Here is a 23769-nt window from a genome sequence, read left to right as displayed (position 1 = left end):
TGAGTGGTTCAGGGGCTCCGTCGCGGGATGCGGCGGGGCCCTTTCCATGTCCCGGCAACCTGGCCTGTTGATACCTATTGTAAGGAAACTTTCTTGTCCGGATAATCACCCGCAGAGCTTCACCCCGACAGAAGGGTGCCCCCGTGAAGCGAACAACGCGTCCCATCCTGCTCGCCGTGGCCTTCCTCCTGGCCGTCGCCGGCGTGTTCGGCGCGCAGACGTCCGCCCGAGCCGCCAACCTCCTCGTCAACCCGGGCTTCGAGACCGGAACGCTGTCCCCCTGGTCCTGCGCCGGCGGGCTGGGGTCGGTGGTCGCCACTCCGGTCCACTCCGGGTCGAAGGCGCTGGCCGGGGCGGCCAGCGGCGCCGACAACGCCAGGTGCGTCCAGACGGTGACCGTACGGCCGAGCACCGCCTACACGCTGACCGCCTGGGTCCGCGGCGGCTACGTCTACCTCGGCGTCACCGGCGGCGGGTCCACCTGGACCTCCTCCCCCGCGGCCTACACCCAGCTGTCGGTCTCCTTCACCACCGCCTCCGGCCAGACGAGCGCCGAGGTCTACCTGCACGGCTGGTACGGCCAGGGCACCTACTACGCCGACGACATCAGCTTCGACGGCCCCGGCGGCCCGACCCCCACCCCGACGGCCACTCCGACCCCGACGGTGACGCCCACACCCACGCCGACCCCGACACCCACACCGACACCCACACCGACACCGACACCCACACCGACTCCCACACCGACTCCCACTCCGACGCCGACCGACACCACGTGCGCGGTGAAGTCACGCCCCGCGGGCAAGGTCCTGCAGGGCTACTGGGAGAACTGGGACGGCGCGGCCAACGGCGTGCACCCGCCGTTCGGCTGGACCCCGATCACCGACCCCCGCATCAAGGCGCACGGCTACAACGTCATCAACGCCGCCTTCCCCGTCATCCGCTCCGACGGGACCGTCCTGTGGGAGGACGGCATGGACGCCACCGTCAAGGTGCCCACCCCGGCCGAGATGTGCCAGGCCAAGGCGGCGGGGGCGACGATCCTGATGTCCATCGGCGGCGCCGCCGCCGGCATCGACCTCAGCTCCAGCGCCGTCGCCGACCGCTTCGTGGCGACCGTCGTGCCGATTCTCAAGCGCTACAACTTCGACGGCATCGACATCGACATCGAGACCGGGCTGACCGGCAGCGGCAACATCGCCCAGCTGTCGCCGTCGCAGGCCAACCTCATCCGGATCATCGACGGCGTGCTCGCCCAGATGCCGGCCGACTTCGGCCTGACCATGGCGCCGGAGACCGCCTACGTGACCGGCGGCAGCGTCGTCTACGGCTCGATCTGGGGCGCGTACCTGCCGATCATCAAGAAGTACGCCGACAACGGCCGCCTCTGGTGGCTGAACATGCAGTACTACAACGGCAGCATGTACGGCTGCAGCGGCGACTCCTACGCGGCGGGCACGGTGCAGGGCTTCACCGCGCAGACCACGTGCCTGAACAACGGCCTGGTCATCCAGGGCGTCACGATCAGGGTGCCGTACGACAAGCAGGTCCCCGGCCTGCCCGCCCAGCCAGGCGCGGGCGGCGGCCACATGGGCCCGTCGCTGGTGAGCCAGAGCTGGAACGCCTTCGGCGGCGCCCTCAAGGGGTTGATGACCTGGTCCATCAACTGGGACGGGTCGAAGAACTGGACGTTCGGCGACAACGTCAGGTCCCTGCAGGGCCGCTAGCGCAAATCCGCCCATGACCTGATGACGCCCGGCGATCCCGGCCGGGCGTCGTCAGACAGGCGTCACTGGGTGAAGCCGACCGTGGACCAGTCCTTGGTCGCGAAGCCGAACGCCCCGTAGTTCGCCAGCGTCTTCTTCGCGGCGTAGATGGCGGGCCGCTGGTACAGCGGGATGGTGTGCACCTCGTCCCAGATCAGCTTGTCGGCCTGGTTGCCGAGCTCGATGTACTTCGCCGGGTCCATCTCCCCCGCCGCCTGCTCGATCAGCGCGTCCAGCTCCGCCGACCCGATGCGCGGGAAGTTGCTGCCGAAGTTGTCCTTGCCGGTGGGCTGCTTGTAGATCTGCGGCAGCGCCCCGTTCGGGAACGGCGTGCCCAGCCACGAGAACGGCACCAGGTCGAAGTTGCCGGGGATGATGTAGTCGTCGAAGAACTTGTCGTCGGGGACCGGCTCCACCTTGACCTTGACGCCGACGTCCTTCAGCATCGCCTGGGTCAGCTCGCCTTCCTGCTTGGCCAGCGGGTAGGCGGCCGGGACGACGAAGCGCAGCTCGAGCTCCTTGCCGTCCTTCTTGCGGTAGTCGCCCTCCATCTTCCAGCCGGCCGCGTCGAGCAGCTGCTTGGCCTTCTCGGGGTTGTACTTCCCGAGCTCTCCGGAGTTGTCGACGTAACCCTTGTGGGTGTTCATGTACAGGTGGTTGTTGAGCACCTGCACCGGCCAGTCGAGGTCCTTGAGGTCGGACTGGGTGATGGCCTCGCGGTTGATGCCGAGCTGGACGGCCTGGCGGACCGACTTGTCGGTGAGGTTGGGCGCGGAGCCGTTGACGGTGATGTGCCGCCAGTTGGGCGCCGCGGCCTTGCGGATGTCGGCGTTCGGCACGTTCTTGGCGCGCTGGAGGTCGGCGGCGATGGGGCTGAGCTCCATCGCGTCGAGCTCGCCGTTGGCGAAGGCGTTCACGGTGGCGCCGGAGTCGAGGGCGCGGAAGATGACCTTGTCGAGCTTGGCCCGCTTGCCCCACCAGGCGTCGTCCCTGACGAGGGTGACGGTCTTGCCGGTCTGGTCGAGCGCGTCGACCTTGAACGGCCCCGCGGTCACCGGGATCCTGTTGATCCAGCTCTTGTTGAACGCGGTGGCGTCGGCGTTGGCGGAGGCCGGAAGGAGCGGGGAGAACATGCCCTTCCAGTCGGGGTACTGCTTGGCGAAGGTGACGACGACCTCGTGGTCGGTCGCGCCCTTCTCCACCGAGGCGACGCGGTCGTAGCCGTCGGTCGAGGTCGCCTGGAACTTCTTGTCGGTGCCGTTGAGCGCCTTCCACTGGGCGACGAAGTCCTTGTAGGTGATCGGCGTGCCGTCGGACCACTTCGCCTTGTCGTTGAGCCGGTAGGTGACGACCTGCTTGCCGCCCTCCAGCTCCGCCTTCCACTCGGTGACGTAATCGGGGTTGTTGGTCACCTCGGCCTTGTCGTCGGCCTTGCCCATGCTGGGCATGACCGCGTCGAACACGTCGGAGACGGTCGCGTGCGTGCCGTTCACCTGGTTGTAGTTCCACTGCGTCTGCCACTGGGTCAGCGCGAGGGTGACGGTTCCGCCGTCCTTGACCTGCTCGTAGGCGACCGGGTTGACGGCGCTTCCGGGCAGCGCGGCGGCCTGCTCCTGCGCCTGTGCGGTGGCCTGCGCCGAACCGGCCTGCGGCTTGTCGGCACCGCCACCGCAGGCGGCGAGGGCGAGAGCCAGCAGGGCCGCGCCCGCGGCGGCCTTGTAGGCGACAACCTTCACGAGTTCCTCACTTCGGGGTAGTGGCAGGCGGCGCCGTGATCGTCGGCGTGCGCGAGCCGTGCAACGGGGGGCTCTTCGGCCGCGCACCGCGCGCGCTCCGGCTCGGGGAGCAGGGCGCGCTTGGGGCAGCGGGTGTGGAAGCGGCAGCCCGTCGGGGGCGCCGCGGGGCTGGGCAGGTCGCCGTCGAGGATGATCCTCTTGCGCGATCGCTCCAGCGCGGGGTCCGGCAGCGGGATGGCCGACATGAGCGCCCTGGTGTAGGGGTGGGCGGGCGTGCCGTACACCTCGGTGACGGCGCCGATCTCGACGATCTTGCCGAGGTACATGACCGCGACGCGGTCGGCCAGATGGCGGACGACGGACAGGTCGTGGGCGACGAACAGGTAGGACAGGCCCAGCCGGGCCTTCAGGTCCTCCAGCAGGTTGATGACGCCCGCCTGGATCGACACGTCGAGCGCGGAGACCGGCTCGTCGAGGACGACCAGTTTCGGCTCCAGGGCCAGCGCGCGGGCGATGCCGATGCGCTGGCGCTGCCCGCCGGAGAAGTGCTGCGGGTAGCGCTCGGCGTAGGAGGCGTCGAGGCCGACGAGGTCGAGCAGCTCGGCGACACGCTTGGCCACGTCCTTGTGCCCGTGGGCGCGCAGCGGCTCGGCCAGGATGTCGCCGACCGGCATGCGCGGGTCGAGCGCGGCCATCGGGTCCTGGAAGACGATCTGCAGGTCGCGGCGCAGTTCCTTGCGCTCGCGGGCGGTGAGCGTGCCGCTGTCCTTGCCGAAGACCACGACCTTGCCACCCTGGGCGGCCTCCAGCTGCATGATCTGCTGGAGGGTGGTGGTCTTGCCGCAGCCCGACTCGCCGACGAGGGCCAGCGTCTCGCCGGAGGCGATGTCGAAGCTGATGCCGTCGACGGCGTGCACGGTGCCGACGCGCCGCTTGAAGACGGCGCCCTTCGTCAGCGGGTAGTGCCGGACGAGACCGTCGAGCTCGAGCACCTTGCCGCGCTCCGCGCGCGGCGCCGAGGCGTCGGGCCGGCCGAACCCCTCGGGCGCGGGGAAGACGTCGGCCCCCCTGAGCTTCTTCAGCTCGATCTCGTGGGAGCGGATGCAGGCCACCCGGCGCGCGCCGACTTCGACGAGCTCGGGCTCGGCGTCGTCGCACGCGGACACCTTCAGCGGGCAGCGGGGCGCGAAGGGGCAGCCCGGCGGCAGCGCGGCGGGCGAGGGCGGGGCGCCCTCGATCGGCACCAGGCGCCGGCTGTCCTGGTCCAGCCGCGGGATCGAGGCGAGCAACCCCATCGTGTACGGCATGCGAGGCTCGTAGTAGATCTCTTCGACCGTGCCCTGCTCGACCGGCTTGCCGGCGTACATCACCAGCACCCGGTCGGCGAGCCCCGCGACCACCCCCAGGTCGTGGGTGATCATGACGATACCGGCGCCGGTCTCCTGCTGCGCCGTCTTCAGCACTTCCAGCACCTGCGCCTGGATGGTGACGTCGAGCGCGGTGGTCGGCTCGTCGCAGATCAGCACGTCGGGATCGTTGGCGATGGCCATCGCGATCATCGCGCGCTGCCGCATGCCGCCGGAGAACTCGTGCGGGAAGGCCTTGGCGCGCACGTCGGGGTGCGGGATGCCGACCAGGTCGAGCAGCTCGACGGCCTGCTTGGCGGCCTGCTCCCTGGTGACCTTCTGGTGGACGCGGACCGCCTCGGCGATCTGGTCCCCGATGGTGTAGACGGGGGTGAAGGCCGACAGCGGGTCCTGGAAGATCATGCTGATGGACTTGCCGCGCCGCTGGAGCATCTCCTGCTCCCGCATGCCGAGCAGTTCGTGGCCGTGCAGCCTGACCGAGCCGCTCACCTGCGCGCCGGCGGGCAGCAGGCCCATGACGGCGAGTGAGGTCACGGACTTGCCGGAGCCGGACTCGCCGACGATGCCCAGGATCTCACCCCTGCCGACCTGGTAGGAGACACCCCTGACGGCCTTGACGCCGCCGCGGAAGGTCACGTGGAGGTCGCTCACCTCGAGGATCGTCATGAGTTGCTTCCCGGGTCGAGGGCGTCGCGCAGGCCGTCGCCGATGAGGTTGATGCACAGGACCAGCAGGACGAGCAGTCCGGCGGGGAAGAGGAACAGCCACGGGTAGCTGATCGCCTCGCTGCCGCCCGCGGCGGAGATGAGGGTGCCGAGCGAGACGTCCGGCGGCTGCACGCCGAAGCCGAAGTAGGACAGCGCGGTCTCGCCGATGATGGCGGCGCTGACGTTCATGGTGGCGTCGATGATGAGCAGCGACGACAGGTTCGGCACGATGTGCCGGAAGATGATCTGCCGGTCGCTGATGCCCATGTAGCGGGCGGCCAGCACGTACTCCCGCTCGCGCAGGGACAGCGTCATGCTCCTGACCACCCTGGAGGTGATCATCCAGGAGAAGGCGGCGAGCAGCACCACGAACCACAGCCAGGTGGCGCCCTTCAGGCGTGGCGACAGGACCGCGATGATCAGGAAACTGGGCAGCACCAGCAGCAGATCGGCGCCCCACATCAGGGCCTTGTCCAGCCACCCGCCGAAGTAGCCGGCGAACGCGCCGACCACCGCGGCCAGGCCGGTGGAGAACAGGGCGACGAGGAAGCCGATGACGATCGACTTGCGCATGGCGTGCAACGTCACCGTGAACACGTCCTGGCCGATCTGGGTGGTGCCCCACCAGTGGTCGGCGCCGGGCGGGGAGCGGAAGGCGGTGAAGTCCTTGTCCTCCAGGCCGTACGGCGAGACCACCGGGCCCAGGTAGGCCAGGACGAGCAGCAGGAGGATTCCGGCCAGACCGATGATGACCTGTGGCTTGGCCAGAACCCGGCGCAGGACGACCTTGGAACGCATCTCTAGCTCACCCGCACTCTCGGGTCGAGCGCCGCGACGAGCAGGTCGGACAGCAGTCCGGCGACCAGGACGCAGACGGCGGTGAACAGGGCGACGGCGGCCACGGAGTTGACGTCGTTGTGCTGGATCGACTCGACCAGCCAGGCGCCCATGCCGTGCCAGCCGAAGATCTTCTCGGTGAAGGTGGCGCCGGTGAGCATGGTGCCGAAGGCGAAGGCGAAGTAGGTGGCGGCCGGGATGAGCGCGGTGCGCAGGGCGTGCTTGTAGAGCGCGGTTCTGCGGGAGAGCCCCTTGGCCTGGGCCGTACGGACGAAGTCCTGGCCGAGCACGTCGAGCATCATGTTGCGCTGGATGCGGCTGTAGAAGGCGATCTGGCCGAGGCACAGCGACAACGTCGGCAGGATCAGGTGGTTGAGCCGGTTGAGCAGCTGGTCGGTGCCGGTGAGCGCGGGGTTGTACTCGCCGGTGTACTCGATGAGCGTGTGCCCGAGCGCGTTGTTGATCCCGGTCGCGCCCATCGTCAGCAGGGTGGCCAGGACGAAGACGGGCACGGCCATGATGACGAACGAGGCCATGCCGATGGCCCTGTCACTGAGGCGGTACTGCTTGACCGCGGCGAACGCGCCGACGGCCACGCCGAGGACGGAGCCGAGGACGGTGCCGATCACCAGCAGGCGGAGGCTGACGCCGACCCGCCTGGCCATCTGGTCGTTGACCGACCCGCCGTCCCACGTCTTGCCGAAGTCGCCCCTGACCAGGCCGGACACCCAGGTTCCGTAGCGCTCGAGCAGGGGCGTCCTGTCATTGAGGTTGTACTCGCTCAGCGTGCTGTCCACGACCCCCGCGGGGATGGGCGGCTGGCGCCCCTCGTAGTTGGCGCGAGGGTTGAGGCTGCCGGCGGCGAGCAGGTACGCCAGGCTCGCGGCGATGGCGACCAGGATGACGCTCGACAGCAGCCTGCGCAGCAGGTACGTGCCCATTGCCCTCCGTTCGGACGAACGGGGGCCCTACAGCATGCAGCCGAGCGACGCCCCCACGACGAGAAAGCCGTGACCGTTCCTTGACGGGAACGTGACGACTCGTCGCAGGTTATCGGGCTGTCCGTATTACGGATTCATCTCGGACCGAAAGATCACCAGCGTCTGGCCCGGTACGGCGAGCCCGCCTGGAGCAGCGGAAACCCCCTCCTCGGAGGAAAGGAGAACCGACCCCACCGACACCGGCAACGTCACAGGATCCGTACAGAAATTTACCATGACATTCAGTGACGATCTCGTGACAATGAGCCATTTCGCCTGCTCATCGTAGTCGACCCGGGTCCGGTCCAGGCGCGGGTCCGTGAGCTCCGGCAGCGCCTTGCGCAGCGCGATCAGGTCGCGGTACCAGCACAGGACCGACCAGTGCTCCTCCTCCTTCAGCTCGCTCCAGTCGAGCTTGCTGCGCTGGAAGGTGTCCTCGGCCGACGGGTCGGGCGCGATCCAGTCGTAGCCGAAACCCTCGAACTCCTGAGCTCTGCGCTCGCCCTCGCCCTCGCGCAGGGCGGCCTCGACGTGGTCGGTGAAGAACAGGAACGGCGTGCGGGCCCCCCACTCCTCGCCCATGAACAGCATGGGGGTGAAGGGCGAGGTCAGCAGCAGCCCCGCGCCCAGCTTCAGCGCGGTCACGCCCAGACGGTCGCCGCCCGGCCGGTTGCCGATCTGGTCATGGTTCTGCAGGCAGCACACCAGCCGGTAGCCGGGCACGCCGGTCAGCGGGGCGCCGTGCGAGCGACCACGGAAGCCGGAGTAGCCCCCGTCGTGGACGAATCCCGACGCCAGGGCCTTGGCCAGGGCCGCCATCGAGGCGAAGTCCGCGTAGTAGCCGTGCCGCTCCCCCGACACGGCGGTGTGCAGCGCGTGGTGGACGTCGTCGTTCCACTGGGCGCTCATGCCGAGGCCGCCCGCCTCCAGCGGAGTGATCATGCGCGGGTCGTTGAGGTCGGACTCGGCGATCAGGGTCAGCGGCCGGCCCACCGAGCAGGCCAGCGCGTCCACCTCCTGGGCGAGCTCGGCCAGCAGGTGGACGGCGCGCCGGTCGTGGAGGGCGTGGACCGCGTCCAGGCGCAGCCCGTCGACGTGGAAGTCACGCAGCCACTGCAGCGCGTTGTCGATGAAGTACCGCCTGACCTCGTCGGATCCTGGGCCGTCGAGGTTGACCGCCTCGCCCCAGAAGCTGCCGCGGTAGCCGCCGAAGTAGGGGCCGAAGGGGTGCAGGAAGTTGCCCGACGGGCCGAGGTGGTTGTAGACGACGTCGAGCAGCACGCCGAGGCCCGCCCGGTGGCAGGCGTCGACGAACTCCTTCAGGCCGTCGGGCCCGCCGTAGGTCTCGTTCACCGCGTAGAGGTCGACCCCGTCGTACCCCCAGTTGCGCCCGCCGGGCACCGGGGCGACCGGCATGACCTCGACGAAGTCGACGCCGAGCTCGACGAGGTGGTCCAGGCGCTCGAGCGCCGCGGTGAAGGTGCCCTCGGTGGTGAAGGTGCCGACGTGCAGCTCGTAGATGACCGAGCCGCGCAGGTCGCGGCCCTTCCAGTCGTGGTCGCTCCAGGTGAAGCGGGCATGGTCGTAGACGCGGCTGGGCCCGAAGATGCCCTCGGGCTGCCTGCGGCTGCGCGGGTCGGGGTAGGGCCCTTCGCCGTCGACCAGGTAGCGGTAGTCGGTGCCGTGCCCCGCCCGCGCCACCTCGGCCGACCACCAGCCGCCCGAGCCTGCCCGGAGCGGCTCCCGCCGGCCCATGGTCTCGATCTCAACGGAGGTCGCCTGCGGCGCCCACACCTCAAAGATCATGTCTCTCCAGGAGTGCGACGGGATAGCGGCTGAGCAGGTGGCCGACCGGGACGCGGCCGGTGTGGAGCTCGCGGGTCAGCAGGTCGCGCCAGCGTCCTGAGGGCAGCGTGACGGAGGTCGCGCCCCAGCCGCCGCGCCTGGCCAGCCGTACCGGCAGGCGGGTGGCGACCGCCACGGCGCGCCCCCTGCCGAAGACGACGGCGTGCTCGGCGGCCTCCCCCGAGGCCGCCATCGGCTCGTACGGCGCGGCGGGCCCCAGCCTGCGCCGCAACCGCAGCGCCTGGGTGGTGACCAGCAGCTTGGCCGCGTCCCACGCCGACTCGGCGGCGCACGGGAAGGTGACGGGCCGCCGGTTGTCCGGGTCGACGAGGGAGAAGTCGGTGCGCTCGTTGCCCTGGTAGACGTCCGGCACGCCCGGCATCATGAGCTGCACCAGTTTCTGGCCGAGTGAGTTGGCCACGGCGTACCGGTCCACCTCGGCGGTGAAGTCGCCGACCGGCAGCCCGACCGCCTTGCGGGCGAAGGCGCGCAGCCCGTCCTCGTAGGCGGGGTCGGGGGCGATCCACGAGGTGGCGGTCTTGGCCTCGCGGGCGGCCTTGAGCAGGTAGTCGGTGAACCTGTCGACGGAGATCGGCCAGGCGGCCATCAGCGTCTGCCACGCCAGGTAGTCGAGGCTGGGGTCGAAGGCGAGCTGTCCCGCCCAGCCCTCCACGGCCGCCGCCCACTCCTCGGACAGTTCCGACAGCACCTGCAGGCGGGCGCGGACGTCCTCCGAGCGCTTGGTGTCGTGGGTGGACAGCGTGGTCATCGTGAACGGGCGCATCCCGGCGCAGTAGGCGTGGAAGTCCTCGACCGGCAGCCCGAAGTGGTCGGGCTCGCCGCCCACCTCGTTCAGGCAGGCCAGCGGGAACCACCGGTAGAGCGCGGTGTCCTCCACCCCCTTGGCCATGACGGGGCCGCAGGTCTGCTGGAAGCGGACGATCGCCTCGGGCGGGCCGTCCAGGACCGCGCGGGCGGTCTCCTGGTTGGGCGCGGCTTCCTCCACGATCCGCCTGGCCTGCGGGCCGGCCGGCCGGCCCGGCGTGACGTAGGCCCGGTAGACCGGCATGGCCACCAGCAGGTCGGCCAGGTCGCCGGCCGGCGCGCCGGTGACGCGCGACAGCCGGTCGAGCTCGCCGCCGAAGAACAGCTCGATGACCTCGCGCTTGGCGCGCGTCCGCACGAGCGGGTAGTCGGGGTCCTCGCCGGTCAGGCGGGAGAACAGGGCGACCAGCGGCGCCCTGCCCTCCGGGTCGACGAACAGGCCGTTGACGCGGTTGAGCGCGTCGTAGCCGGTGGTGCCGTCGCACGCCCAGTCGTCGGGCAGCCGCTCCTGGTCGATGAGGATCTTCTCCACGACCGTCCACACGCCGCCGGTCCTGGCCCGGAGCTTGTCCAGGTAGTCGCGCGGGTCGGCGAGGCCGTCGGGGTGGTCGATCCGCAGCCCCTCGACCAGCCCCTCGTCGAGCAGCCAGAAGATCACCTCGTGCGTCGCGGACAGCACGGACGGGTCCTCGACGCGCAGCCCGATGAGCGAGGAGACGTCGAAGAAGCGCCGGTAGCCCGGCCCCTCCCGCCAGTCGACGATGTGGTAGTACTCCGACTCGGGCAGGTCCTCGGCGAAGGAGTGGACGGCCACCCTGCCCTCGCGCCACTCGATGTCGAACCAGTGCGCGTACGGCGAGGCCGCGCCCTCGACGAGCACGCTCCTGAACTGCTCGTTGGCGGTGTTCATGTGGTTGGGCACGATGTCGATCACGATGCCCAGATCGTGGGCGGCCAGCGTGTCGGCCATCTCGCGGAACCCCTTGGCGCCGCCGAACTCCTCCCTGATCCGCGAGTGGTCGATGACGTCGTAGCCGTGCAGCGACTCGGGCACCGCCTGCAGGACGGGCGAGAGGTAGACGTGGCTGACGCCGAGGTCGCGCAGGTAGGGGGCGATGCCCGCGACCTCGGCGAAGCCGAAGTCGGGGGTCAGCTGGAGGCGGTAGGTCGAGACGGGCCTAGACACCGCGCAACACCCTCATCGAGCGTCCCGGCACCTGCAACCGCTCCCCTGCCCGCCTGACCCTGTTGTCCAGCATGATCGGCATCGCGGTGTCGATCTCGGTCAGCCACATCTCGCCGTAGTCCTTCGGGATCGTGAACCTGATGGTGTCGTGGTGGGCGTTGAACAGCACGAGAAACGAGTCGTCGACGATGGGTCTCCCCCTCCTGTCCGGCTCCGTGATCGCCTTGCCGTTGAGGTAGACGGCCAGCGACTTGGCGTAGCCCACGTTCCAGTCGGCCTCGGTCATCTCCTCTCCGGAGGGGGTCAGCCAGGCCATGTCGTAGTTGAAGCGCCTGCGCCGGAAGACGGGGTGCTCGCGGCGCAGCTTGGCCAGGCGCTGGGTGAACTCCAGCAGCAGCCAGTTGCGCCGCACGTCGGACCAGTCGACCCAGGTCAGCTCGTTGTCCTGGCAGTAGCCGTTGTTGTTGCCCTTCTGGGTGCGGCCCATCTCGTCGCCGTGGGAGAGCATGGGCACGCCCTGCGACAGGAAGAGCGTGGTCAGGAAGTTGCGCTTCTGCTGTTCCCGCAACGCCTCGGTGCCGGCGTCCCACGAGCGGTTGTCGTCTGTGCCGTCCCTGTTGTCCTCGCCGTTGGCCTCGTTGTGCTTCTCGTTGTAGGAGACCAGGTCGTGCAGGGTGAAGCCGTCGTGGCAGGTCACGAAGTTGATGGAGGCCACCGGGCGGCGGCTGTCGCTCTGGTAGAGGTCGCCGGAGCCGGTGAAGCGCGAGCCGAACTCGGGCAGCGTGGCCGGCTCGCCCCGCCACAGGTCCCTGATCGTGTCGCGGTACTTGCCGTTCCACTCGGTCCACCTGGCCGGGAAGTTGCCGACCTGGTAGCCGCCGGGCCCCACGTCCCACGGCTCGGCGATCAGCTTGACCTGCGACAGCACGGGGTCCTGCTGCACCAGGTCGAAGAAGGCCGACAGCCGGTCGACCTCGTGCAGCTCGCGGGCCAGCGTGGCGGCCAGGTCGAAGCGGAAGCCGTCGACGTGCATCTCGGTGACCCAGTAGCGGAGCGAGTCCATGATCAGCTGGAGCACCTGGGGGCTGCGCATGAGCAGGCTGTTGCCGGTGCCGGTGGTGTCCATGTAGTGCTGGGGATCGCCGTCGACCAGGCGGTAGTAGGTGGGGTTGTCGATGCCCTTCAGGCCGAGCGTCGGGCCCTGGTGGTTGCCCTCGGCGGTGTGGTTGTAGACCACGTCCAGGATGACCTCGATGCCCGCCTCGTGCAGGTTCCTGACCATCGCCTTGAACTCCAGCACCTGCCCGCCGCGCTGCCCCTGGCTGGAGTAGCGGTTGTGCGGGGCGAAGTACCCGCTGGTGTTGTAGCCCCAGTAGTTCGTCAGCCCCTTCTCCTCCAGGAACTGGTCGGTGACGAACTGGTGGACCGGCATCAGCTCCAGGGCGGTCACGCCGAGCTTGGTCAGATGGTCGATGACCTCGGGGTGGCCGAGCGCGGCGTAGGTGCCGCGGATCCGCTCGGGGATCCTGGGGTGGGCGATCGTCAACCCCCGCACGTGCGCCTCGTAGATCACCGTGTCGTGGTACGGCTTGGCGGGCGGCCGGTCGTGTCCCCAGCCGAAGAAGGGGTTGATGACGATCGAGCGCGGGACGAAGGGCGCGGAGTCCTCGGGGTTGGGCCGGTCGCCGTCGTAGAGCGCCGCCTCCCAGGTGATGCCACCCTCGATCGCCTTGGCGTACGGGTCGAGCAGCAGCTTGGCGGGGTTGCAGCGCAGGCCGCGCGCGGGGTCGTAGGGGCCGTGGACGCGGTAGCCGTACCGCTGGCCGGGGCCGATGCCCGGCAGGTAGCCGTGCCAGACGAAGCCCTCGCACTCGGTGAGGGAGACCCGCGACTCCTTGTCGTTGTCGTCGAACAGGCAGAGCTCCACGCGATCGGCCACCTCGCTGAACAGCGCGAAGTTGGTGCCCGCGCCGTCGTAGGTGGCGCCGAGAGGATACGGGTCTCCCGGCCAGATCTCGATCATCGAGGCTCCCCTTACGCTCTGGCCCCCATGTTCGCCCAGGAGGCAGCGGCTGCCTAGATGCCCGCTGCGAAGCCACTGGTAACCCCGTCCCGGTCATCGTTCGCCTTCAGGGCCGCTGCCGTCCGGATCCCAGGCAGGTGTGGCAGGCGCCCCTCCTGGTGACCCCTTCCCCCGCGCAGCCGCCGCACGCGACCAGCGAGCCGAAGGCGGCGTGGCGGTAGACGTGGACGAGGGGCTGGGACTTGACCACGGCCCAGCCCTGCGCCTCGGCCCTGCCGTCCCATCGGGCGAAGGTCCAGATGTCGAGCAGTTCGAGCAGGTTCCTGAACGGCAGGGTCAGCGCCGCTCTGACGTTGAGATCGCTGAGGCGCATCGGCACTCCTCTTTCCTCGCTGGAGATGTGCCCCGCTTGGCGGTCGCCAAAGGAATATGCCGGTTCTCCGCTTCTCGCTCCAGGAGTGGGAGAGTTTCCGCGACGAGGTTTCGTGTGGTCCCCCACGGCAATATGCGTCCGCCATGGGTGGATTCAAGAAGTTCTTACTGAGGGGCAACATCGTCGAGCTCGCCGTCGCCGTCATCGTCGGGGCGACGTTCAGCGGGCTCGTGCAGGCGCTGGTCGCCGATCTCATCACACCGCTGATCGGGGCGATCACCGGGGGCCGGGAGCCCGACTTCGCGCAGTACTCCTTCACCGTCAACGGGAGCGAGTTCAGGGTCCCCGTCGCGGCAGGTCGGTGCGCGCACTGCACGGTCGAGCTCGTGCCCGAATCCGAGAAGCCCCAGGTCTGACCGCACCCGGCGGGCCTGCAAGATAGGGGCATGAGCATGGAGTTGATGGTCTGGCGCGCGGACGGTCCGGTCACCAGGGAGCGGGCCGCGGCCTTCTACCGCGCGGCCCGCGGCGCCGCACCCGCGACGGCGCAGACCACCGCCGAGTCCACCGGGAGCGCCGGACCTGCCGAGAGCACCGGGGACGCCGGACTTGTCGCCGCCGCCGGGCACGCCGGATCAGCCGAGGTCGCCGCGTTCGCCAAGGAACTGCCCGGCCACGCCACCGCCTTGGCCGGGCACGCGCTGGTCACCATGGCGCCCGAGGAGGTCGACGACGTCTCCAACGCGGCCTTCTCGCTGGCCCGCCAGTACGGCCTGGTCTGCTACGACCCGCAGCGCGACCTCGTGCACAACCTCGGGCCGCTCGGCGTCGACCCCGAGACCCAGCTCCACACCGGTGACGGCATGATGGTCGTCAACCCCGACCTGGGCCTGGTGCGTGACGTGCTCGCCACGCTCTCCCCGCAGAACCCCTTCGCCGTGCTGGTGACCTTCGGCCGCCACTTCATCCAGGTGTCGCCGGGCTACGAGCTGGAGTACAAGGAGGGCACGCTGCGCACCACGCTGGTGACCCGTCTGGAGGAGGTCCAGCGGGCCTTCGACGAGTACGCCAGAGGCGAGCGCGGCTTCCTCGACCGCTTCACGTGGGTCGCCGGCTAGGGCGAGGGGTCCAGGTTGCCGCCCGACAGGACGGCCACCGTACGGCCCGGCGGCGTCCTGCCGGCCAGGTAGGCGGCGGTCGCGACCGCCCCGCTGGGTTCGGCGACCAGCCGCGCCCGGGCGGACAGGTGGCGCATCGCGTCGCGGATCTCGTCCTCCGTGACGGTCACGATGTCGTCGACTCGCGCCCGGACGTGGGCGAAGGTCAGCTCGGACAGGTCGGCGCGCAGCCCGTCGGCGATGGTGCGGAAGGTCCGCTCCGGCTCCCACGTGACGCGGCGCCCCGTGGCCAGGCTCTCCGCGGCGTCGGCGGCCAGCTCGGGCTCGACGCCGATCACCCGTACGGACGGGTCGAGCGCCTTGACCGCCGACGCGATACCCGAGATGAGGCCGCCCCCGCTCACCGGGACCAGCACCACCTCGACGCCGGGCAGGTCAGCCATGATCTCCAGCCCGATGGTGCCCTGGCCCGCGATGACCGCCGGGTGGTCGTACGGCGGGACCAGCGTCAGGCCGCGCTCGGCGGCCAGTTGCTCGGCCGCGACCAGCCGCTGGGCCGGCGGCACGACGACCAGGTCGGCGCCCCACCCGCTGATCGCGTCGGTCTTGACCCGCGGGGCGCCCTCGGGGACGACCACGACGCAGCCGATGCCCCTGAGCCGGGCGGCGTAGGCGAGTGCCTGCCCGTGGTTGCCCGAGGAGTGGGTGACCACACCGGGGGGTTCGAGGACGGCGAGCGCGTTGACCGCTCCCCTGATCTTGAAGGAGCCCACCCGCTGGAGGCTCTCCGGCTTGACCCAGAGGTCGTCGGCCTGGACCAGCGGGGTGCGCAGCACGTGGGGGGCGACGCGGCCGGCGGCGGCCCGGATGTCGTCGATCGTGACCAGCTCCATGGCCCCATTGTCCGCGCCGGACCGCCCGCGGGAAGCCCGCCCGTCGGCCATGATCGACAAGGGGTTCCTGGAGGAGGGCCGGCTCATCCGCGACGTCCACACGATCCGGCACCTGCCCGCCGTCATCGTCCAGGGCCGCTACGACATGGCCACACCCGTCGCCACCGCGTGGGACCTGCACCGGGCCTGGCCCGAGGCCACCTTCGAGATCGTGGAGGGGGCGGGGCACTCGGCCGGCGAGCCCGCCATCGCCGACCGGCTGGTCGCGGCCACCGACAGGTTCCGGTATGACAGGAGTCCATGAGCCTGTATCCACCCATTGAGCCCTACGACTCGGGCCTGCTCGACGTCGGCGACGGTAACGAGATCTACTGGGAGGTCTGCGGCAACCCGGAGGGCAAGCCGGCGGTCATGCTGCACGGCGGTCCCGGCAGCGGCTGCTCGGCGAAGCACCGCCGCCAGTGGGACCCGCAGGCCTACCGGATCGTGCTGTTCGATCAGCGCAACTGCGGCCGTAGCAAGCCGAACGCCGGCGACCCCGGCGTGTCGCTCGCGGCGAACACCACCTGGCATCTCGTGCGCGACATGGAACGGCTGCGCGAGCACCTCGGCATCGACGTCTGGCAGGTTTTCGGCGGGTCATGGGGCAGCGCGCTGGCGCTGGCCTACGCGCAGACGCATCCCGACAGGGTGAGCGAGCTGATCCTGCGCGGCATCTTCACCCTCAGGGAGCACGAGCTGCGCTGGTTCTACCAGGAGGGCGCCTCGTTCCTCTTCCCCGACCTGTGGGAGTCCTACCTGGCACCCATCCCGGAGGAGGAGCGCGGCGACCTGATCGCCGCGTTCGCGCGGCGCCTGGACAGCGCCGACGAGCAGGTACGGGTGGCCGCCGCCCGCGCCTGGTCGCAGTGGGAGGCGGCCACCATCACGCTGCTGCCGGATCCTGAGCACGTCGCCGAGTTCGGCGAGGCCCACCGGGCCGTCTGCTTCGCCAGGATCGAGAACCACTACTTCGTCCACGGCGGCTTCTTCGAGCCGGGACAGCTCATCCGCGACGTCGGCAAGGTCAGGCACATCCCCGCGGTGATCGTGCAGGGCCGCTACGACGCCTGCACGCCGATGACCACCGCGTGGGACCTGCACAAGGCGTGGCCCGAGGCCGCCTTCCACGTCGTCGACGACGCGGGCCACGCGTTCACCGAGCCTGGGATCGCGGCTCGGCTGGTCGAAGCCACCGACTCCTTTCGCGGACCCGCCGTACGACGGGGATGAGGGCGCCGACGGCCAGCAACGCCAGCAGGGGCGCCATGAGCACGCCGAACAGGAAGCCGACGGCCACGTCGTGGGGGTAGTGGACCCCGACGAACACGCGGGAGAAGGCCATCACCGCGGCCAGCGGTAGCACCAGCCACGCCAGCCGCCGCCAGACCAGGACCAGTGCGCCTGCCGAGGCGGCGGCGAGCACCGCGTGGTTGCTGGGGAAGGACCAGTCGCCGACCGGCGGGCACGCCGCGATGGTGGCGATCCCGCCCCGGCACGGCCGTTCTTCCTTGATCAGCAGCTTGATGCCCTCGCTGAGGACGTAGGCGCCGATGACGGCGATCGGGCCGGCGACGGCGAGCGCCAGGTCGCGGTCGGGTGCCGCCCGCGACCGCCAGGCGGCCAGCGCGAAGAGCGCGGCGAAGACCAGCAACCCTGCGTCCGTCCCGATCTCGGCGAGGGTGTGCACCCAGACCGGTGTGCTCATGGCGAAGCCGACGATGTCCCCGTACACGGTGGCGTCATGTCCAATCGGTGAAAGATCTATGAACAAGCCACCGTAGAGGGCGGAGCGCCCGTTCGCCTCGACCTTTCGGCCGATCTCAGGACCGTGTCAGGACCTGACGGTCGAGGTCGAGGTACTTCTGGCGCCGCTCGCCCTCGGTGATCAGGCCGCGGCGGTAGGCCTCGTTCGCCGCGTCACGTTCGGCGACGTAGTAGGCGGCCATGATCTCGCTGCGGAGCGGCGTGAAACCGTGCTCGACGCAGTCGCAGAACACGTTGACCTTGCCTTCGACCAGCTCGGGTTCGACGGTGCAGGTCAGCTCTCTCGCTCTCAGCCTGCGCACCGCGTCACGCAGGGTGGTCGGGCCGAGAGCACCGTTGAAACAGGTGTCAAGAGTGATCTTCGTCGTTCTCACCTTCCCCCGGACGTCCCTCTCTGACAACCCTCGTGACGGCATGAATATTCCCAGGTCAAGCGGGGTACGGGCGCATGGTGATCGGAGAGCACGTCGTCGTCGGATACACGCAGGACCCGGGTGGGCGTGACGCCCTCGCGCTCGGGGCGGCCATCGCCCGGCTCACCGGCGGCGAGCTGACGGTGGCCACGATCCACCCTCCCGGCAGCCCCGGGCTCGCCGTCGAGGCCCAGGCGAACCTTTCGCACGCGGCGCAGGCGCTGGGCGAGGTCCCGGCCGAGTACGTCACCTTCGAGAGCCGCGGCGCGGGCCGGGGCCTGTCGGTGCTGGCCGGCCGGATCAGGGCCGACCTGATCGTGGTGGGATCGGCGCAGGGCGGGGTGAGAGGCCGCATCACCATCGGCAGCACGGCCGACCACCTGCTGCACATGTCACCGGAGGCGGTGCTGCTCACACCGGCCGGCTACGAGCCGCCGGCCGAGCCGAGCCGGCTGACCCTCGCCTACGTGCACCGGCCGCAGGCCGACGAGGCGGTCGAGCGGGTGGCGCAGGCGGCGCTGCGGCTCGGCGTGCCCATGCGGCTGCTCACCTTCGACCTGCGCGTCGACGACCCGGGACGGCTGCGCGACGACCTGGCGCTGGCCGTACGGCTGGCCTGGGAGAGCACGGGGATCGAGGCGGAGGCCGAGACCGCGGAGGGGCACGACGTGGCGAGCGCGCTGGCCAGCGTGGAGTGGCCGGCGGGCGACCTGCTGGTGTGCGCGGCCAGCGAGGACGCCCAGCCGCACCGGGTCTTCCTCGGCGAGGTGGCCAGGAAGGCGCTGAAGGCGTCCACCTGCCCGGTGGCCGTGCTGCCCAGGGGCTTCACCTGAGCCTGGGGTTCCTTTCCGAGGCAGCCTGGGGTTCCTTTCCGAGGCAGCCTGGGGTTCCTTTCCGGGGCAGCCTGGGGTTCCTTTCCGCGGTTCGCGGTCAGCCGGCCGCGCGCCGGGGCGTGCTGCGTGCGGCGCAGGCCTCGCCGTACAGGCGCAGGTAGCGGTCGGCCATGACCGCGGGCGAGAAGCGCCGGCGCGCCTCGCGGCGGCACTCCTCGGGGTCGATCTCGTCCACCCGCAGCAGCAGCTCGGCCAGTTCCTCCTCGGTGTCGGCGAGCCATCCCGTGCGGCCGTGGTCGACCAGCTCGGGCAGGCAGCCGCGGCGCAGGCCGACGGGCGGCACGCCCAGGGCGAGCGCCTCGACCACGGCGGTGCCGCCGGGTTCGTCCCACTGGATGGGGAACAGGGCCGCCTTGGCCGAGGCGTAGAGCTCGTCCCTCGCGCTCCCGCCCACCCCGCCGATCCAGCGGACCAGGTCGCCGTCCAGGTAGGGGGCGACCTGGTCGTGGTGGTAGCGGACGTCGGGGTGGCCGTGCAGCGGATGGTCGGGATCCTGCAGGACGGCCTCCAGCTCCGCCGGGGTGTTCAGGCCGCTCACCGGGCCCGCCATGACCAGCGGCAGGCCGAGCTTCTGGCACACCCGGGCCGCCAGGTGCTGGCCCTTGAGCGCGCAGACCCTGCCCATGACGACGACCTGCTCGCCGGCGCCGCCGACCGGGTGCCCGTCGGTGAGCGGCGTGGCCAGATGGACCGCGCCGAGGGCGGCCGCACGCAGGGCCGCGGGCGCGCGGGCCAGCTGCGACTCGGAGACGCCGTTGACCGCGACGCCCGGCGGGAAGGCGCCGTAGAACGCCGGATGCTTGCGCAGGTCCCAGTGAAGGGTGTGGAGGACGGGCGGGCCGCCGAAGGCCGACAGCGTCGCCGGGCCCACCACCTCCAGGTGGTCGTGGACCAGGTCGATGTCGTCGCGGCTGCGCAGTTCCTCGAGCACGCGCGCCTGGTGCGCGTGGGCCAGGCCCATGACCTGGTTGTACGGCTTGTGCAGCTCGCTGAACCGCCCGTCGGGGAAGGTCCAGACGAGCTCGTCGGCCTCGATCGTGCTGGAAGCGACGGAGGCGAGCACGACGTGCACGCCGCGCGCGCGGAGAGCGGGCACCAGCGTGGCGACGACGTTCTCGATGCCGCCGTAGCCCGAGGGCGGGACCGCGAGCCATGGCCCCGCGTTCACGAGGATCTTCATGCCACGTCCTCCTCCATGACGTCGATCAGGGACGCGAGCGGTGGCCGCTCGGCGACCGACACGTCGGTGACGGTGTCGGGGTGGAACTGGCGCAGCAGGGTGGCCGGCGGCTCGGAGGCGACGATCCGGCCCTGGCGCTCCAGCCTTGACCACGCGGTGAGGATGATCTGGCCCGCCATCCGGCCGAGCGCCGCGGTGCTCTGGTGGGAGTGCTCGCGGGTGCCGAGGTCCACCTGGGCCATGGCGTCCAGGCCGATCAACTCCAGGAGATCGACGAGCAGGCCGAACTCGACGCCGTACTCGGTGACGAACGGCACGCGTTCGAGAACCGACCTCCTGGCGGCGTACTCGCCGCCCAAGGGCTGGGCGAACCCGGCGAGCTCGGGCCAGAACAGGTTGAGCAGTGGCCGTGCGACCAGCTCGGTGACCCTGCCGCCCTCGCCCGGCCGTCCGCGCAGGGGCCGCTCGTAGGCGCCCTTCACGAACTGGACCTTCGGCTCGGTCAGCAGCGGCCCGAGCAACCCCGTGACGAAATGGGAGCGGAAGTTGCGCAGGTCGGCGTCGATGTAGACCACCAGATCGCCATGGCTGGCGGCCAGGCCCTTCCACAACGCCTCGCCCTTGCCCGACAGCGGCGGCAGTTCGGGCAGCACGTCGTCCTGGCGGACGACCTTCGCCCCGGCCTTGGTGGCGCGCGCGGCCGTGGCGTCGGTGGAGCGGGAGTCGACGACGAGGATCTCGTCGACCAGTGCGGACAGGTCTCTGCGGATCGCCGAGACGATCGCGCCGACGGTGCGTTCCTCGTCGCGCGCTGGAAGCACCACGCTGACGGTCGTGCCGGTCTTGGCCAGCAGCAACGCGTCAAGCGGCCAGTCGGCGGCGGTGCTGGTACCTGGTTCCATGCAGTCTGCCCCGATCTGATGACGTCATGGATGGCAGAACTGCCCCACCGATAGCGATTCGAACATCATTGTTTGCTCGACCGCAGGTGAGGCATATGCCAGTCCGTGACCTCACTCACCCGTATCGGCATCATCGGAGCGGGAAATGTCGCCGCACGCCACGCTGACGTCCTCTCCACGTTCCCCGACGTGACGATTGCCGGAATCGCCGACACCGATCCCCACAAGGCCGAGGCTCTGGCCTCACGGCATGGCTCCCTCGCCTACGGCGACCACGCCGACCTGCTGGCTGCCGGCAGACTTGATGCGGTTTACGTGTGTGTACCTCCTTTCGCGCACGGTACGCCAGAGCTTGACTGCGTGGAGTCCGATCTACCGATATTTGTTGAAAAACCGCTCGCGCTCGACCTCGAGACCGCCGAGCAGATCGGCGCGGAGATCACGCGCAAAAACCTGCCCTCGGCCGTCGGGCACCACTGGCGCTACCTCGACCTCGTCGACTGGGCCAGGGACCTGCTGGAAGGCCGTCCGATCCAGCTGGCCATCGGCCACTGGCTGGACAAGGTGCCGCCGGTGCCGTGGTGGCTCAGGCGCGAGCTGTCGGGCGGCCAGGTGCTGGAGCAGGCCGTGCACGTGCTCGACCTGGCCCGGGTGCTGGTCGGCGAGGTCACCATGGTGCACGCCGTGCCCGGCGGGATCCCCGAGGACGGGGAGGTCGACAGGGCGACGGCGGCGCTGCTGCGGTTCGACTCGGGAGCGGCGGGGCTGCTCGCGGTGAGCTGCCTGCTGCCCGCCAAGGGACGGGTCGGGCTCGAGGTGTGCGCGGACGGGGTCTCCCTGGATCTCAGCGAAACCCGGCTCGTGGCCGACGGACGGAGCATCATGGAGGATCCGGGCAAGGCCAAGACGCGGGTGGACAGGGAGTTCGTGAACGCGGTCCAGGGCAGGGCGAACGACGTGCGGGTGCCGTACGAGGAGGCGCTGCGCACGCACCGGCTGGCGCACGCGGTGGCGCGGTCGGCCACCGAGGGGATTCCCGTGATGCTGAATGGATGAGATCCGCACGCTGAGCATCGAGGCGCCGGGCGAGATCACCTTCGTCGAGGAGAAGGCGGGTCCGCTGGAGGACGGCGGCTTCCGCGTCGAGACCGTCTACAGCGGCGTGTCCGCGGGCACCGAGCTGACCTACGTCAAGGGCACCAACCCCTACCTGAACGCCACCTGGGATCCGGTGCTGGGGCTGTTCACCGAGGGCGTGCCGTCGATCGGGTATCCGGTGCGCGGCATCGGCTACATGCAGGTCGGCATGGTCACCGAGACCAGGACCGGAGCCGTGCACGAGGGCGCCCTGCTGGCGATGGCCTACGGGCACCGCACCGGCTACGTGGCCGACCCGCTCAAGGACCGTTTCGTCGAACTGCCCGACGACCTCGATCCGCTGCTCGGCATCTACGTCGCCCACATGGGCCCCATCTGCGCCAACGGCCTGCTCCACGCCGCCGCCGACCTGTACGGCCCCGCCTTCCACAGCCTGGGCGACGGCGTCAGGGGCCGCAGGGTGGCGATCACGGGCGCGGGCGTGGTCGGCCTGCTCACCGCGTCCTTCGCGATCCGGCACGGCGCGGCCGAGGTCGTCGTGGTGGACGAGACGCCCGAGCGGCTGCGCGTCGCCGAGGCGCTGGGCGCCACGACCGTCGAGGAGGATCCCGCCGTCACGCTGAAGGAGCGCTGGCGGCACACTCCGGGCGACCGGGGCGCCGACGTGGTGTTCCAGTGCCGGGGGCAGGCCCGCTACCTCGCGCTGGCGCTGAAGCTGCTGCGGCCGCAGGGCACGGTGATCGACCTGGCCTTCTATCCGCACGGCGCCGACGAGGTGCGCCTGGGCGAGGAGTTCCACCACAACGGGCTGTCGATCAGGTGCGCGCAGATCGGCAGGGTGCCGCGCGGCCTCGCCCACGCCTGGGACAGGGAACGCCTGTCCTACGAGACGGTCGAGCTGCTCAGGAACGCCAGGGGGCTACGCGAGCACCTGGTCACCGACGTCGTCGGATTCGGCCAGGCCCCCGAGCTCCTCACCGACCTGGCGCATGGACGCCGGCACGCCGTCCAGGCCGTACTGAGCCAGGACGTCGAGGACTAGCGCGGCCGACCAGCTGAAGTCGCGGCAGCCGTGTCCCTCCGCGGTGAACGGGTGGAAGTACTCCCTGAAGCCGGAGGTGGTCACCGCCCTGATCATCCCGTCGGCCAGCAGCTCGGCCAGGTCGGCCCTGCGGTGGCGCAGGCCCTGCCAGACCAGCCAGGTCAGGTTGATCCAGCTCGGCCCTCTCCAGTAGCGGACCGGGTCGAACTCCGGCGTGTCAGGCGCGAAGCTGGGCAGCAGCCCGCTCTTGATCTCGAACCGGTCGAGAGCGGTGCCGATGAGCGCGTTGACGATCTCGCGCGGCAGGTCGGGCAGGATCAGCGGCACCAGACCCGCCGCGCTGTGGGAGCGCAGCAGGATGCCGCTGGCGGTGTCGCGGCTGTGGAACAGGCCGTCGTCGTAGAGGTGCGCGACCATGGCGGCGGTGATCCTGGCCGCCTCGGCGTGATGCGGCGCGGGGTCGTGGCCGCAGACGGCGGCGATCTTCGCGAGGGCGGACTCGGACGCGCCGTAGGCGGCGTTGAACAGCGGGTCCTCCACGGCGAAGGCGCCCGCCCTGCGGTAGCCGGTGTCGCGGTAGGCGCGGGCGAGCGCGGTGTAATGCTCGTAGTCGCGGTCGGTGGGCCGCTCGTCGGCGCTGACGTGGGTGAGGTCGCGGCGCGCCACACCCGCCGGCCCGGTGGCGACGGCGGCCAGCGGGATGTCCCACGCGGGGCTGTTGTCCATGCCCGACTCCCACGGGTGGACGATCGACAGCAGCCCGTCGGCCGACCGGCGCG

Annotated in this window: 21 protein-coding genes; 8 read left to right on the top strand and 13 right to left on the bottom strand. The window is 70.4% G+C overall.

Annotation, left to right across the window (positions count from 1 at the left end):
• The first annotated feature begins 143 nt into the window (after positions 1–143).
• Complete coding sequence (locus ABZX22_RS20245) at positions 144–1727, top strand: glycosyl hydrolase family 18 protein (protein WP_354911107.1); 1584 nt, start codon at positions 144–146, stop codon at positions 1725–1727.
• Positions 1728–1789: 62 nt separating this feature from the next.
• Here ABZX22_RS20245 and ABZX22_RS20240 read toward each other — a convergent pair whose 3' ends face one another.
• From ABZX22_RS20240 to ABZX22_RS20205, 8 genes are all read right to left on the bottom strand, one after another.
• Complete coding sequence (locus ABZX22_RS20240; RefSeq protein ID WP_354911106.1) at positions 1790–3502, bottom strand: ABC transporter family substrate-binding protein; 1713 nt, start codon at positions 3500–3502, stop codon at positions 1790–1792.
• Positions 3499–5535: an ABC transporter ATP-binding protein gene (locus ABZX22_RS20235; protein ID WP_354911103.1), complete on the bottom strand. Its 2037-nt coding sequence runs from the start codon at positions 5533–5535 to the stop codon at positions 3499–3501. The genes ABZX22_RS20240 and ABZX22_RS20235 overlap by 4 nt, the downstream gene beginning before the upstream one ends.
• Positions 5532–6374, bottom strand: coding sequence for an ABC transporter permease (locus ABZX22_RS20230; protein ID WP_354911100.1), 843 nt, complete (start codon positions 6372–6374; stop codon positions 5532–5534). Before ABZX22_RS20230 ends, ABZX22_RS20235 begins: the two co-directional genes overlap by 4 nt.
• Before the next feature lie 2 nt (positions 6375–6376).
• Positions 6377–7354, bottom strand: a complete 978-nt coding sequence (locus ABZX22_RS20225; protein WP_354911097.1) for an ABC transporter permease — start codon at positions 7352–7354, stop codon at positions 6377–6379.
• 126 nt (positions 7355–7480) lie between these two features.
• Positions 7481–9199 carry a malto-oligosyltrehalose trehalohydrolase gene (gene treZ, locus ABZX22_RS20220; RefSeq protein ID WP_354911095.1) on the bottom strand — a complete coding sequence of 573 codons (1719 nt, stop codon included), beginning with the start codon at positions 9197–9199 and terminating at the stop codon, positions 7481–7483.
• On the bottom strand, positions 9189–11249 hold the full coding sequence (gene treY, locus ABZX22_RS20215; RefSeq protein ID WP_354911093.1) for a malto-oligosyltrehalose synthase: 2061 nt from the start codon (positions 11247–11249) through the stop codon (positions 9189–9191). Before treY ends, treZ begins: the two co-directional genes overlap by 11 nt.
• Positions 11242–13272: a glycogen debranching protein GlgX gene (gene glgX, locus ABZX22_RS20210; RefSeq protein ID WP_354911090.1), complete on the bottom strand. Its 2031-nt coding sequence runs from the start codon at positions 13270–13272 to the stop codon at positions 11242–11244. Before glgX ends, treY begins: the two co-directional genes overlap by 8 nt.
• 106 nt (positions 13273–13378) lie before the next feature.
• A complete protein-coding gene (locus tag ABZX22_RS20205; RefSeq protein ID WP_354911088.1) occupies positions 13379–13645 on the bottom strand; it encodes a hypothetical protein in 267 nt (88 codons plus the stop codon).
• Between the two features lie 143 nt (positions 13646–13788).
• Here ABZX22_RS20205 and ABZX22_RS20200 point away from each other — a divergent pair, with 143 nt between their 5' ends.
• A complete protein-coding gene (locus tag ABZX22_RS20200; RefSeq protein ID WP_354911086.1) occupies positions 13789–14061 on the top strand; it encodes an MscL family protein in 273 nt (90 codons plus the stop codon).
• 30 nt (positions 14062–14091) lie between these two features.
• Complete coding sequence (locus ABZX22_RS20195; RefSeq protein WP_354911084.1) at positions 14092–14763, top strand: hypothetical protein; 672 nt, start codon at positions 14092–14094, stop codon at positions 14761–14763.
• On the opposite strand, the gene ABZX22_RS20190 is transcribed toward ABZX22_RS20195, so the two are convergent.
• Positions 14760–15656 (bottom strand): threonine/serine dehydratase, encoded by an 897-nt coding sequence (locus ABZX22_RS20190; protein ID WP_354911082.1) that lies wholly within the window; start codon positions 15654–15656, stop codon positions 14760–14762. The genes ABZX22_RS20195 and ABZX22_RS20190 overlap by 4 nt on opposite strands.
• On the opposite strand from ABZX22_RS20190, the gene ABZX22_RS20185 reads away from it, so the two are divergent.
• Positions 15655–15960 (top strand): alpha/beta hydrolase, encoded by a 306-nt coding sequence (locus ABZX22_RS20185; protein WP_354911080.1) that lies wholly within the window; start codon positions 15655–15657, stop codon positions 15958–15960. The two genes, ABZX22_RS20190 and ABZX22_RS20185, sit on opposite strands and share 2 nt — an antisense overlap.
• Positions 15957–16928: a prolyl aminopeptidase gene (pip, locus tag ABZX22_RS20180; RefSeq protein WP_354911078.1), complete on the top strand. Its 972-nt coding sequence runs from the start codon at positions 15957–15959 to the stop codon at positions 16926–16928. Before ABZX22_RS20185 ends, pip begins: the two co-directional genes overlap by 4 nt.
• Here the strand turns inward: pip and ABZX22_RS20175 are convergent.
• Both ABZX22_RS20175 and ABZX22_RS20170 read right to left on the bottom strand, forming a co-directional pair.
• On the bottom strand, positions 16852–17430 hold the full coding sequence (locus tag ABZX22_RS20175; protein ID WP_354911075.1) for a phosphatase PAP2 family protein: 579 nt from the start codon (positions 17428–17430) through the stop codon (positions 16852–16854). The two genes, pip and ABZX22_RS20175, sit on opposite strands and share 77 nt — an antisense overlap.
• 88 nt (positions 17431–17518) lie before the next feature.
• Positions 17519–17836, bottom strand: a complete 318-nt coding sequence (locus ABZX22_RS20170; protein WP_354911071.1) for a hypothetical protein — start codon at positions 17834–17836, stop codon at positions 17519–17521.
• A 74-nt stretch (positions 17837–17910) separates the two neighbouring features.
• On the opposite strand from ABZX22_RS20170, the gene ABZX22_RS20165 reads away from it, so the two are divergent.
• Positions 17911–18708, top strand: a complete 798-nt coding sequence (locus tag ABZX22_RS20165; RefSeq protein WP_354911068.1) for a universal stress protein — start codon at positions 17911–17913, stop codon at positions 18706–18708.
• A gap of 97 nt (positions 18709–18805) precedes the next feature.
• Here the strand turns inward: ABZX22_RS20165 and ABZX22_RS20160 are convergent, their stop codons facing one another.
• Both ABZX22_RS20160 and ABZX22_RS20155 read right to left on the bottom strand, forming a co-directional pair.
• Positions 18806–19948, bottom strand: a complete 1143-nt coding sequence (locus ABZX22_RS20160) for a glycosyltransferase (protein ID WP_354911065.1) — start codon at positions 19946–19948, stop codon at positions 18806–18808.
• Complete coding sequence (locus ABZX22_RS20155) at positions 19945–20850, bottom strand: glucosyl-3-phosphoglycerate synthase (protein ID WP_354911062.1); 906 nt, start codon at positions 20848–20850, stop codon at positions 19945–19947. The genes ABZX22_RS20160 and ABZX22_RS20155 overlap by 4 nt, the downstream gene beginning before the upstream one ends.
• A gap of 105 nt (positions 20851–20955) precedes the next feature.
• On the opposite strand from ABZX22_RS20155, the gene ABZX22_RS20150 reads away from it, so the two are divergent.
• Positions 20956–21906 carry a Gfo/Idh/MocA family oxidoreductase gene (locus ABZX22_RS20150; protein WP_354911060.1) on the top strand — a complete coding sequence of 317 codons (951 nt, stop codon included), beginning with the start codon at positions 20956–20958 and terminating at the stop codon, positions 21904–21906.
• The gene (locus ABZX22_RS20145; RefSeq protein WP_354911058.1) at positions 21899–22990 is read left to right on the top strand and encodes a zinc-binding dehydrogenase; all 1092 of its coding nucleotides are present in this window, start codon (positions 21899–21901) and stop codon (positions 22988–22990) included. Before ABZX22_RS20150 ends, ABZX22_RS20145 begins: the two co-directional genes overlap by 8 nt.
• Positions 22991–23769 lie beyond the last annotated feature (779 nt).

Origin of the sequence: Nonomuraea sp. NPDC003804, from assembly GCF_040610675.1 — a bacterium.
GTDB lineage: Bacteria > Actinomycetota > Actinomycetes > Streptosporangiales > Streptosporangiaceae > Nonomuraea.
This window is presented reverse-complemented; position numbering and strand designations above follow the sequence as displayed.